This window comes from Arthrobacter sp. SPT-J7, from assembly GCF_059089965.1.
Window position 1 is genome coordinate 81,065 of sequence record NZ_JBNHFF010000008.1, and the last position, 12,347, is coordinate 93,411.

The 12,347-nt window shown below is 67.1% G+C and carries 9 protein-coding genes; 5 read left to right on the top strand and 4 right to left on the bottom strand.

Annotation, left to right across the window (positions count from 1 at the left end):
- Positions 1-136 precede the first annotated feature (136 nt).
- The 3 genes from AC5RWX_RS13900 (at position 137) to AC5RWX_RS13910 (ending at position 5,407) form a co-directional block, all read left to right on the top strand.
- Positions 137-2,635 carry an ATP-dependent Clp protease ATP-binding subunit gene (locus AC5RWX_RS13900; protein WP_493940184.1) on the top strand — a complete coding sequence of 833 codons (2,499 nt, stop codon included), beginning with the start codon at positions 137-139 and terminating at the stop codon, positions 2,633-2,635.
- 132 nt (positions 2,636-2,767) lie between these two features.
- Entirely contained in the window at positions 2,768-4,888 is a 2,121-nt protein-coding gene (locus tag AC5RWX_RS13905) for a S9 family peptidase (RefSeq protein ID WP_493957811.1), read from the top strand.
- Positions 4,889-4,897: 9 nt separating this feature from the next.
- Positions 4,898-5,407: an amino-acid N-acetyltransferase gene (locus AC5RWX_RS13910; protein ID WP_493940186.1), complete on the top strand. Its 510-nt coding sequence runs from the start codon at positions 4,898-4,900 to the stop codon at positions 5,405-5,407.
- Between the two features lie 67 nt (positions 5,408-5,474).
- On the opposite strand, the gene AC5RWX_RS13915 is transcribed toward AC5RWX_RS13910, so the two are convergent.
- Positions 5,475-6,443, bottom strand: a complete 969-nt coding sequence (locus tag AC5RWX_RS13915) for an HhH-GPD family protein (protein ID WP_493957812.1) — start codon at positions 6,441-6,443, stop codon at positions 5,475-5,477.
- Positions 6,444-6,530: 87 nt separating this feature from the next.
- On the opposite strand from AC5RWX_RS13915, the gene AC5RWX_RS13920 reads away from it, so the two are divergent.
- Positions 6,531-7,166 carry a hypothetical protein gene (locus AC5RWX_RS13920; RefSeq protein ID WP_493957813.1) on the top strand — a complete coding sequence of 212 codons (636 nt, stop codon included), beginning with the start codon at positions 6,531-6,533 and terminating at the stop codon, positions 7,164-7,166.
- Positions 7,167-7,188: 22 nt separating this feature from the next.
- On the opposite strand, the gene disA is transcribed toward AC5RWX_RS13920, so the two are convergent.
- From disA to AC5RWX_RS13935, 3 genes are all read right to left on the bottom strand, one after another.
- Complete coding sequence (gene disA, locus AC5RWX_RS13925; RefSeq protein WP_493940189.1) at positions 7,189-8,262, bottom strand: DNA integrity scanning diadenylate cyclase DisA; 1,074 nt, start codon at positions 8,260-8,262, stop codon at positions 7,189-7,191.
- Positions 8,263-8,367: 105 nt separating this feature from the next.
- A complete protein-coding gene (gene radA / locus AC5RWX_RS13930; protein ID WP_493940190.1) occupies positions 8,368-9,735 on the bottom strand; it encodes a DNA repair protein RadA in 1,368 nt (455 codons plus the stop codon).
- Positions 9,736-9,764: 29 nt separating this feature from the next.
- Positions 9,765-10,892 carry an FUSC family protein gene (locus AC5RWX_RS13935; RefSeq protein WP_493940191.1) on the bottom strand — a complete coding sequence of 376 codons (1,128 nt, stop codon included), beginning with the start codon at positions 10,890-10,892 and terminating at the stop codon, positions 9,765-9,767.
- A 271-nt stretch (positions 10,893-11,163) separates the two neighbouring features.
- Here AC5RWX_RS13935 and pstS point away from each other — a divergent pair, with 271 nt between their 5' ends.
- Positions 11,164-12,276 carry a phosphate ABC transporter substrate-binding protein PstS gene (gene pstS, locus AC5RWX_RS13940; RefSeq protein ID WP_493957814.1) on the top strand — a complete coding sequence of 371 codons (1,113 nt, stop codon included), beginning with the start codon at positions 11,164-11,166 and terminating at the stop codon, positions 12,274-12,276.
- The last annotated feature ends 71 nt before the right edge of the window (positions 12,277-12,347 follow it).

Genomic DNA, 12,347 nt, shown 5'->3' on the forward strand with positions numbered 1-12,347 from the left:
ATCGGCGGGGCGGACAGTCAACTGTCCGCCCCGTTTTGCGCTGTTACGGCAGGGCATTACCCCTAGGGCGAACAGACCTCCCAAGAGGCAGCCTGGCACGTAGCATCAAAGTACGCAGTAGCTAGGAGTGTGCGAGATGTTTGAGAGATTTACCGACCGTGCCCGTCGCGTTGTCGTGCTGGCTCAAGAAGAAGCCCGCATGCTCAACCACAACTACATCGGCACCGAACACATCCTCCTGGGTTTGATCCACGAGGGTGAGGGCGTTGCCGCCAAAGCACTGGAGTTCCTCGGCGTCTCCCTGAACGGCGTTCGCGAGCAGGTCCAGGAAATCATCGGCCAGGGCCAGCAGGCCCCGAGCGGTCACATTCCGTTCACGCCGCGCGCCAAGAAGGTCCTGGAGCTATCGCTGCGCGAAGCCCTCCAGCTTGGCCACAACTACATCGGTACCGAGCACATCCTGCTGGGCCTGATCCGCGAAGGCGAAGGCGTGGCCACCCAGGTGCTGGTCAAGCTGGGCGCGGACCTCAACCGCGTGCGCCAGCAGGTTATCCAGCTGCTCTCTGGCTACCAGGGCAAGGAGCCGGTCACCGCCGGCCAGCAGCAGGAGGGTACTCCTGCCGGGTCCGTCGTGCTGGACCAGTTCGGCCGCAACCTGACCCAGGCCGCGCGTGAATCCAAGCTCGACCCGGTGATCGGCCGCGAGCATGAGATGGAACGCGTCATGCAGGTCCTCTCCCGCCGCACCAAGAACAATCCGGTGCTGATCGGCGAGCCCGGCGTCGGCAAGACGGCCGTGGTTGAGGGCCTGGCCCAGGCCATTGTCCGCGGCGACGTGCCCGAGACCATCAAGGACAAGCAGCTCTACACCTTGGACCTGGGGTCCCTGGTCGCCGGTTCCCGCTACCGCGGTGACTTCGAGGAGCGGCTGAAGAAGGTCCTGAAAGAAATCCGGACCCGCGGTGACATCATCCTGTTCATCGACGAGATCCACACACTGGTCGGGGCGGGTGCGGCCGAAGGTGCTATCGACGCTGCTTCCATCCTCAAGCCAATGCTCGCCCGCGGCGAACTGCAGACCATCGGTGCCACCACGCTGGACGAGTACCGCAAGCACATTGAGAAGGACGCCGCGCTGGAGCGCCGGTTCCAGCCGATCCAGGTTGAGGAACCGTCCGTGGAGCACGCCGTGCTGATCCTCAAGGGGCTGCGTGACCGCTACGAGGCACATCACCGGGTGTCCATCACCGACGGCGCCTTGGATGCCGCCGCGCATCTGGCACACCGCTATATTTCCGACCGTTTCCTGCCGGACAAGGCCATCGACCTGATCGACGAGGCCGGCGCCCGGCTGCGCATCCGCCGGATGACCGCGCCGCCGGAGCTCAAGGACATCGACGAGCGCATTGCCCAGCTGAAGAAGCAAAAGGAATCGGCCATCGATGCCCAGGACTTCGAGGGTGCAGCCACGCTCCGGGACCAGGAAAGCAGGCTGCAGGACGAACGGGCGGAGAAGGAACGCGCCTGGAAGTCCGGCGACCTAGACGAAATTGCCGAGGTCGACGAAGACTTGGTGGCCGAAGTGCTGGCCAATTCCACCGGTATCCCGGTGTTCAAGCTGACCGAGGAAGAGTCCAGCCGCCTCATGCACATGGAGGCGGAGCTGCACAAGCGCGTGATCGGCCAGGACGAGGCGATCAAGGCGATCTCGCAGGCGATTCGACGCACCCGCGCCGGCCTGAAGGACCCCAACCGCCCCTCCGGCTCGTTCATCTTCGCCGGCCCCACCGGCGTCGGCAAGACCGAGCTGGCCAAGGCCTTGGCGGAATTCCTCTTCGGTGAGGAAGACGCGCTGATCACCCTGGACATGTCCGAGTACTCGGAGAAGCACACCGTCTCGCGGCTCTTCGGTGCCCCTCCGGGCTACGTCGGCTACGAAGAGGGCGGGCAGCTGACCGAGAAGGTGCGCCGCCGCCCGTTCTCCGTGGTGCTCTTCGACGAGGTGGAGAAGGCCCACGCGGACCTGTTCAACTCGCTGCTGCAGATTTTGGAGGACGGCCGCCTCACGGACAGCCAGGGCCGTGTCGTGGACTTCAAGAACACGGTGATCATCATGACCACCAACTTGGGCACACGGGACATCTCCAAGGGCGTCATGACCGGCTTCCAGTCCGGCACTGACACCAAGACCGGGTACGAGCGGATGCGCGCCCGGGTGCAGGATGAGCTCAAGCAGCACTTCCGGCCCGAGTTCCTCAACCGCGTTGACGACACGGTGGTCTTCCCGCAGCTGAGCGAGGAAGAGATTGTCCAGATTGTGGATCTGTTCGTTGAGCGGCTGCGCAAGCGGCTGACTGATAAGAACCTCAAGATCGAGCTGAGCGATCCGGCCAAGGTGCTGCTGGCCAGCCGCGGCTACGATCCCACGATGGGTGCCCGTCCGCTGCGTCGGACCATCCAGCGGGAGATCGAGGACCAGCTCTCGGAGAAGATCCTCTTCGGCGAGTTCCATCCCGGCGAAACCATCCACGTGGACGTCGACGGCGAGGGCGATGCGGCGACGTTCGTCTTCACCAGCACCGGCGCCCCCAAGGCGATCGAGGAAGTTCCGGACACCCCGGCCCTGTCCCAGTAGCTGGCACTGCGCAGGGAGGACCCCGGTTTCGGCCGGGGTCCTCCCGTGTTAATCGTCCGGACGCGGCGGAGAGCCGGAAGCGATTGGTGCCGTAATCTGTGATCCGCGGCACAAGTAGTGTTTACTGAATCCATGAGTTCTGAAGCACTTACTTCCGATATGCGGTCGGAGGCACCCCTCGAGCAGGCTCCCGCCACCCCGTTCAGCGACCTCGACCGCTACATCGCGCTGCCGCGGCTGGGGTCGCTGGCACTCAGCCCGGATGGCAGCCGGCTGGTTACCTGCGTGGGCGTGTTGAACTCCGCCGCCACCGAATACGTCTCGGCGCTCTGGGAGGTCGATCCCGCCGGAGAGCGCCCTGCCCGCCGGCTCACCCGCAGTTCCAGAGGCGAGTCCGGGCCAGCCTTCGCCCGCAACGGCGATCTCTACTTCACCTCCGCCCGCCCTGGTTCCGATGATCCCGCTGAAGAAGCGGTTCCGGCGCTCTGGCGCCTGCCGGCGGCCGGCGGCGAGGGCCGGGTGGTGCTGTCGCGTCCCGGCGGCGTCGCCGCGGTGCGCTGTGCCCGCGAAGCAGACACTGTGGTGGTCGATGCCCAGGTCCTGAGGGGATCCGACGGCGAAGAGGGCGACGCGAACCTGCGGGCCGCCCGCAAAGACAAGAAGGTCTCCGCGATCCTGCACTCGGGGTATCCGGTGCGCTTCTGGGACCACGACGTGGGGCCGGGGGAGAAGCGGCACTTCGTCCTGCAGGAAGCCGCGGTTGAAGTAACGGCGGCTTTGACCGTGGATGACGAGCCGAACGTCAGCCTGCGCAACATCACGGACTGGGCAGGCAATTCCCTGATGGAAACCGCGGCGGAGCTCAGCCCGGACGGCACCACCCTGGTAATCAACCTCCGGCAGCCGCGGCCACGAGGAGACGCCCGGAGCGTGCTGGCCGCGGTGGACACGGCCACCGGCGGGAGGCGGATCCTGTTGGAAAGCCCGGACACCGATTACTCGCCCGGTCCGGTCAGCCCGGACAACGCAACCGTGGTGGTGGTCTGCGAATCCGTCTCCGGGCCGGATACGATTCCTTCGGTCCGCCTGGCGCTGCTCCCGCTGGCCGGCGGCGAACTGCGTCCGCTGGCTGCGGACTGGGACTGCTGGCCCCACCCCGCCGCCTGGCTGCCCGACGGGTCGGGACTGCTGGTGACAGCCGATGACGGCGGCCGCGCTCCGTTGTTCTGCATCGACGCGAGCACCGGCTCGGTGCAGAAGCTGACGCACGACGATGCGGCGTACTCCGACGTCGTGGTCAGCCCGGACGGACGGTTCGCCTACGCGCTGCGCAGTTCCTACCTGTTTCCGCCGGAGCCGGTGCGCATCGACCTGTCCTCCGGGGACACCACGGTCCTGCCCGCGCCTGCGCGCCGACCGGAACTGGGCGGACGGCTGGAAGAGATCACGACGACGGCCGGCGCCGATGGCGCGCAGGCCCCGGTACGCGCCTGGCTGGCGCTGCCTGACGGCGCTTCCGCGCAAAACCCTGCTCCGCTGCTGCTGTGGGTGCACGGCGGCCCGCTCGGCTCGTGGAATGCGTGGAGCTGGCGCTGGTGCCCGTGGCTACTGGTGGCCCAGGGCTATGCCGTGCTGCTGCCTGATCCGGCTCTCTCCACCGGCTACGGGGACGACTTTATCCGCCGGGGCTGGGGGCAGTGGGGCCAGGCGCCGTACACAGACCTGATGGCCCTCACCGACGCCGCCGTGCAGCGGGAGAACATCGACGGCTCCCGGACGGCCGCGATGGGCGGTTCCTTCGGCGGCTACATGGCCAACTGGATTGCCGGGCACACCGACCGATTCCGGGCCATTGTCACCCACGCCAGCCTGTGGGCACTGGACCAATTCGGCCCGACAACTGACGTCTCCCCGTATTGGGAGCGGGAGATGACCCCGGAGATGGCACTGGAGAACTCCCCCCATTTGCATGTGCAGAACATCAACACGCCGATGCTGGTGGTGCACGGGGACAAGGACTACCGGGTACCGATCGGCGAGGGGCTGCGGCTCTGGTATGAACTCTTGTCACGGTCGCAGCTGGCCGCGGGAGAGGACGGGGAGACGCCGCACCGGTTCCTGTACTTCCCTGACGAGAATCATTGGGTGCTCTCACCGCAGCACGCCAAAATCTGGTACTCGGTTGTCAACAACTTCCTGGCCCGGCACGTGCTGGACCAAGAGACGGAGCTACCGGCCGAACTGGGGCTTTAGACTGACTGGGTGACCGACGCCTTCAAGATCCGCCCCGCCCGCACCTCCGACGTCGCGCATATCCGCCGCCTGGTGAAACCGCTGGCCGATAAGCGGGTGCTGCTGGAGAAGGAAGCGGTGGCGTACTTCGAAGGCATCCAGGAGTTTCGGGTCGCCGAGACGCCGGAGGGCGAAGTGGTGGGCTGTGGCGCCGTGCACGTCATGTGGGAGGACATTGCCGAGGTGCGCACGCTGGCCACCGCGGCGCACTGGCGCGGCAGGGGAGTGGGCCACGCCTTGCTGGACGATCTCATTCGCGCCGCCAAGGAGCTGGGCGTCAGCCGCGTGTTCTGCCTGACGTTCGAGGTGGACTTCTTCACCCGGCATGGTTTCGAAGTGATGGCCGACCAATCGGTGGTGGATCCGGACGTGTATTCCGAACTGCTGCGGTCAACCGACGAAGGTGTGGCCGAGTTCCTCGACCTGGCCCGGGTCAAACCCAATACGCTGGGCAACACCCGGATGATCCGCAAGCTGTGACCGGCGGGCGCGCTCCCGGCGGAGACGCACGGCTCCCTACCGGTTGAGGCGCCCCGGCTCGGTCCGGTTAGCCGGGAAGGCTGATGCCGCCGCCTGCCGTGACGGCCAGCCCGTCCGCCAGCAGCCCGTCCAGGGCACGGACCAACTGTTCCTCGCCGGCCGGCAGGGCGCGAAGCGCCGCCAGGGGCGTGTGGTAGCCGGCTGGCAGGGCCGCCAGTTCAAGGGTGCCCAGCAGGATCTCGCGCGGAACGGCTGATTCCGCCTCGCGCAGGACGGCCATCATGGCGCCGCGCACTTGCCGGTCAGTGCCCGCCCAAGCCTGCCCCTTGGGGACGTAATGGGGCTCCGGACGCCCGGCTGCCACCCAGGCGCAGCGGTCCATCACCGGGCAGGCGTCGCACCGCGGCGACCGCGCCGTGCAAACGAGAGCACCAAGTTCCATGGCGCCGGCGTTCCATTCTTTGGTGCCGCTGGCCGGCATCAATTCCTGCGCCAGACGCATTTCGGCGGCACTGAGAGCTGGCGCGGGGAGGGCAGCGCCGGTCACCAACCGGGCATGCACGCGGCGGATGTTCGTGTCCACCACGGTTTCCGGCAGCCCGAAGGCGAAGGATGCCACCGCAGCTGCCGTGTAGGTTCCGATGCCGGGGAGTTCCAGCAGGCTGGCGTGGTCGTCCGGCACGCGGCCGCCGTGCCGGTCCACGATCGCAGCAGCTGCGGCATGCAGGCGCAGCGCACGGCGGGGGTATCCCAGCCGTCCCCAGGCCCGGACTGCTTCGCCGGCCGAATCGGCGGCGAGGTCGGCCGGGCGCGGCCAGCGCTGCATCCACTGCTCCCAGACCGGCAGCACCCTGACCACAGGTGTCTGCTGCAGCATGAATTCGCTGACCAGGATGCCCCAAGGGCCGCACTCCGGGCGACGCCAGGGCAGATCCCGGGCGCTGGCCGCAAACCAGTCGCGGACACGGCGGTGCAGCAGGCTTGCTTCTGCCGGTTTGATTGAAGAAGCCGGAGCGGCGGCGTCGGGACGGGGCATGGAACTCCTACGGTGTGACCAACCAATACTGTACTGCCCGGCGTGGTGGTGACTGGCCGGGCCGCTGCGGTCTCTTAACCTTGAGGTATGGCAGGCAGCGGCACATCCGGCGGGCGCGGACGGGGTTCATCCGTCCGGCGGCCCAGCCCTGCAGTCTACCGTCGCCGGCGCCTGGTAGCGCTGGCCCTGGCCGTTCTGGTTGTCGCCGCCATCGTGGCTGCCGGCTCCTGGCTTGCCAGCCTGGTGGGAGCGGGACAGGAAGAAGCCCCGGCCGAGGCGGCCGGGGCGGCAGTTCCCAGCTCCCCTGCCCCCAGTCCCGCAGGCACTGCAGGCACAGCAGGCTGTGAGGACTCGGACGTGGTTGTGCGTGCCGAAACCGACGCCCCGGCTTACGGAAGCGGGGAGAATCCCACGCTGATTCTGGAAGTGGCCAACAAGGGCAAGAGCCCCTGCGAAGTCAACGTCGGTACGGACGCGATGGAATTTTTGGTCACCAGCGGCGACGATCGCATTTTCTCCTCGGCGGACTGCCAGGTGGACCCCGAGCCATTGATGATGACCCTAGAGCCGGGCAAGAGTGAGCAGGCGCGCTTTACCTGGGAGCGGAACCGGACCGCGCCTGGCTGCACCTCGGTGGAGGCCAAACCGCAGCCGGGCACCTACGTCCTGACCACCAAGCTGGATAAGAAGTCCAGCAAGAAAACAGTGTTCGAACTGCGCTAGCGGAGTCCCTGGGCCCCGGAACCTAAAGGAACCGGTCCAGCAGGCTGGTTTCGGCAATCCGGGACAGGCCCTCGCGGATCACGCGTGCCCGCTGCTCGCCGATGCCGTCGACGGCCATCAGATCGTCGATGTTGGCGGCCATCAACGACTGCAGGCCGCCGAAGTGATCCACCAAACGGTCAGCCACCGCCCGCGGCACCGACTTGACCCCCGCCAGCAACCGGTAGCCGCGGGGCTGGACCACCGCGTCCAGGGAATCCTGGCCGGGCTGGATGCCGACCACGCTGGCCACCCGGCCCAAATCGATCAGATCGTTCGACGTGAAACCGCGCAGTGTCTTGAGCGCGGTGTCGACGTCGATGCCGCCCTTGATTTCGGCGTAATCGCGCAGAATCATTTCGCTGTCCGGACCCAGCCCCGAGGTCAGCTCGTCCAGCTGCAGCGAAAGCAGCCGGCCGTCCACGCCGAGCTCGAGTACGTATTGGGAGATCTCGTCGGAGATGCGGCGGACCATTTCCTGCCGCTGCAGCGTCACCGCCACGTCCCGCACGGTGACCATGGCCTCGATCTCCAGCGCGGACAGCGAGCCGGTAACCTGGTCCAGCCGGGCGCGGTAACGCTCCAGAGTGGCCAGCGCCTGGTTGGCGCGGGCGAGCACCGGTTCGGAGCCCTCCAGGACATGCCGGATGCCTTCGACGTACAGCGCGATGATCTGCATGGACTGGCTGACCGAAATCACCGGCAGCCCGGTCTGGATAGCGACGCGTTCGGCGGTGCGGTGCCGGGTGCCCGATTCCTGGGTGGCAATGGACGGGTCCGGGACCAGCTGCACGGCGGCCTTGACGATGGTCCCCGCGTCCCTATCGCAGACGATGGCGCCGTCCATCTTCGCCAGTTCGCGCAGCCGGGTGGGCGAGAACTCGATTCCGATGTCGAACCCGCCGCTGCTGATCCTTTCCACCTGCTGGTCATAGCCGAGCACGATCAGCGCGCCGGTGCGCCCACGGAGGATCCGTTCCAACCCGTCGCGCAGCTGGGTTCCCGGAGCTACACGGGCCAGTGTCGCCTTGAGGGCGTCCTCGGGGCTCTTGACCATGTGGGCGTTTCCTTAAGGCAGGCGGGCATGGGAGCGGGGCCGCCGTCCGGACAGCCTCAGGCTCCATGATAATGCCGGATCCCGGCTATCCTTCTCCCCGGGTGTTCAGCGGAACAGCGTGGACAGGGCTTCGGAGACGGTGTGAACTTCCTTAACCGTGAATCCGGCCGGAACCTGGCCTGTTCCATCCGGGGAAGCTGGAACGATTGCGTGCGTGAACCCGAGCCGTTCGGCCTCCTGGATCCGCCGTCCGATTCCCGGCACCGGCCGCACCTCGCCGGCCAGGCCCACCTCGCCGAAGGCGATCAATTGCGCCGGCAATGGCTGATTGGTCTTCGCGGAGGCAATGGCCAGCACGGTGGCCAGATCGGTGGCCGGTTCGCTCAGCCGGACCCCGCCCACCGTCGCCACATAGCTGTCGTCCTTGTGCAGCGACATGGAAGCCCGGCGCTGCAGCACGGCCATCATCATCGCCACCCGGGAAGAGTCCAGCCCGCTGGTGGCTCGCCGCGGCTGCGCGTTGGAGGTCTCGGCAAGCAGGGCCTGCACCTCCGCCACCAGCGGCCGGCGGCCTTCGAGCGTGACGGTGATGCAGGTGCCGGAGACCGGGTCCTTGGTCCGCGAGACGAACAGGCCGCTCGGGTCGGTCAGCCCCTCGATGCCGCCCTCCGTTAGATCGAAACAGCCGACCTCGTCGGTGGGGCCATAGCGGTTCTTGACCGCGCGCACCAGCCGCAGCCGCGAATGCCGGTCGCCGTCGAACTGGCACACCACGTCCACCAGATGTTCAAGGAGCCGCGGCCCAGCGATGGAGCCATCCTTGGTCACATGCCCCACCAAGATGGTAGTCATGCCTTTGGTTTTGGCGGCGTTAATCAGCGACGCCGCGACCTCGCGCACCTGCGTCACGCCGCCGGCAGCGCCTTCCACGGCACTGCTGCTGAGCGTCTGAACCGAATCGACGATCAACAACGACGGCTGCAGCTGCTCCACATGGCCCAGCGCGATACCCAGGTCCGTCTCGGCGGTCAGATAGAGGTTGTCCGCCACGGCGGAGATCCGTTCGGCCCGCAGTTTGACCTGGGCCGCAGACTCCTCGCCGGTCACGTACAACACGTCTCGATCCTGCCGGGCCACCCGCGCCGCGACGTCGAGCAGCAGCGTGGACTTGCCGATGCCGGGCTCGCCGGCCAGCAGGATGACCGCCCCCGGCACCAGGCCGCCGCCGAGCACCCGGTCCAGCTCGCCCACCCCGGTGGCCCGGAAGGCGGCGTTCGTGGCATCAACGTCGGCGATCCGTTCGGCCGGCCGGGAGACCGCCGCCGCGGCCGTGGTGCGGGCCGCCACCGGGGTGGCCTCCTCAACCGTTCCCCACGCCTGGCACTCGCCGCAGCGCCCCACCCATTTTGCCGTGCTCCAGCCGCACTCGGCGCAGCGGTAGGCAGGGGATTTGGAACGGGTCTTGGTGCTCATGCACCCAGCGTAACCGGGGCGAAAGACAATCAGAGTTTGGGCAGGTAGGACGCGGCGTCGTCGTGGCTGAGCCCGGCGGCCTCAAGCAGATCCACCATTAGCGGCCGGAAGACCAAGACCAGGCCCTCTCCTTCCATGGTGGCTATGCCCAGGTGCTTGGGGTGCAGCCGCGTGGCGATCTCGGCCAGATCGTTCCTGGCCCCGGAGAGCCGGCGCTCGCGCGCTCCCGAATCGCGGTCGGAGAGGCCTTCGGCCAGGATTTCGACGGCGTCGGCTGTCTCTTGCAGTACTTCGGAGAAGGCTTCGATCGCTTCGTCCGTCATGGCCGCGTGGTTGATCACCGAGGTTAAGCGGCGGGAGAAAACCCGGCTGTTGCGCATGGCCAGATCGGCCATCTCGGCCGAGTCCTGCAGGTCCCCCACTTCGTCGCGGTGGCGGCGGTAGGCCAGGGAGATCCGGGCAACCTCCCGCGCCGAGGAGAAGCTGCCGCGCACTTCGTCGATCAGCGGCTGGCTGGCCCGCGCCCGGACCAGCGCGTGCCACGCCTTCGTGGAGTCGCTCTGCGCCAAGGCATCTGAGCACTCGCGCAGCACTCCGGACAGTTCGTCCAGCAGCTTCTGCAGGTGCGAGCGTGGTTCCGAACGCGGGTCCCCGGGAATCAGCATGGTCACGATCAGCGCGAAGGCCCCGCCGATGACGGCATCCAGGCTGCGGGTGAAAGGTCCGCCAACCGGCGCGGGCAGCAGCACCACCAGCACCGACTGCAGCGCCATCTGGGTCGTGAAGATGGTGCCGCTGTCCAGAAACCTGGCCAGCAGGATGGAGACTAGCAACACCAGGGCGGCCTGCCAGATGCCCGGGCCGAGGAAGTGCAGCAGCAGGTCGCCGACGGTGATGCCCAGCGTGCAGCCGATGGCGACTTCGAGCACTTTGCGCACCCGTGGCCCTTTGGCGAAACCGAGCGCGATGATGGACGAGGTGGCTGCGAACAGCGGGCCCTGGTGGCCCAGCACCTTCTCGGCCACGACGTAGGCGGCGACGGCGCAGAAGGTAATCCGCAGCGCGGGCATGAACGAGGACTTGCTGCGGCTGAAGCCGGCACGGCCTCGCCTGCGCAGGAACGACCGGGCCTCTGTTAACCGGGTGCCTGCGCTCATGCTCTCAGTCTAGGCGGGGCCGATCGGAGATTCTGCCGGACCGCAATCGCTCCGCTGGAGCCCGCCGGCCAAACGCAGTCCTTAGTATGAGGCCGCTCACGAAGGCAAGGCCTGCACGCGGTTCGTTAGCAAACGGTCCGGCCTTGTTCACCTTGCGTTCACTTTAGTCGTGCACATTCTTTACGTGGCGCCCATAGCGTCAAAGGAGCACGACACGGGGGAAACCATCCGGTCGTCGTGATCCGTTCTCACCCTGAAAGGGACCATACTCGTGAAGGCAATTCGCATCGGCCGCGCGGCCGCCGTCCTCTCCGTTGCAGCGCTGGCACTGACCGCATGTGGCTCGGACAACGCCACCGGAAACCAGCCAGCTGCCGGCAGCACCGAGTCCGCGTCGACCGTTTCCGGCACCCTGTCCGGTGCCGGCGCTTCCTCACAGGATTCCGCGATGCAGGCCTGGATGGCCGGCTTCACCGCGAAGAACCCCGAAGCCAACGTGCAGTACTCGCCTGACGGCTCCGGCGCCGGTCGCGACGCGTTCCTCGCTGGCGGCGTGCAGTTCGCCGGCTCGGACGCCTACCTGGACGACGAAGAGTGGAAGCAGGCCCAGGAAGTCTGTGGCCCCGACGGCGCGATGAACATCCCCGGCTACGTCTCGCCGATCGCCGTCGCCTTCAACCTCAAGGGCGTTGACTCGGTGAACATGGACGCAGAGACCATCGCAAAGGTCTTCCGCGGCGAGATCACGAAGTGGAACGACGAGGCCATCGCCTCGCAGAACGAGGGCGTCGAGCTGCCCGATACCGCCATCACCGTGGTGCACCGCTCCGACGAGTCCGGCACCACCGAGAACTTCGTGGAGTACCTGTCCGCCGCCGCCGCCGATGTCTGGACCGACGAGGTTTCCGGCGACTGGCCCGCCAAGCTGCAGGCCGAGAACGCGCAGGGCACCTCCGGCGTGGTCTCCACCACCACCGCCACTGACGGCGCCATCACCTACGCGGACGCTTCCGCGGTGGGCGGGCTGGGCACCGTGAAGGTCAAGGTCGGCGACGAATACGTCGAACTCAGCGCTGAGGCAGCCTCCAAGGCCGTCGAGGTAGCCACCCCGGTTGAGGGCCGCAGCGACGTCGACATGTCCCTGGACCTCAAGCGCGACACCACCGAGTCCGGCGCCTACCCCATCGTGCTGGTTTCGTACCACATCTACTGCTCCACTTATGCTGATCAGAACACCGCTGACTTGGTCAAGGCCTTCGGCAGCTACGTGATCAGCGAAGAAGGACAGAAGGCCGCCCAGGATTCGGCCGGCAACGCTCCGATTTCTGAGACCCTGCGCGAGCAGGCCCAGAAGGCTATCGACTCCATCTCGGTGAAGTCTTAGTCCTTATCGAGTCCCGGTTGGCCCCGCGCCGTCGCTATTTGACGCGCGGGGCGCAGCCGTGTTCCGGCCCC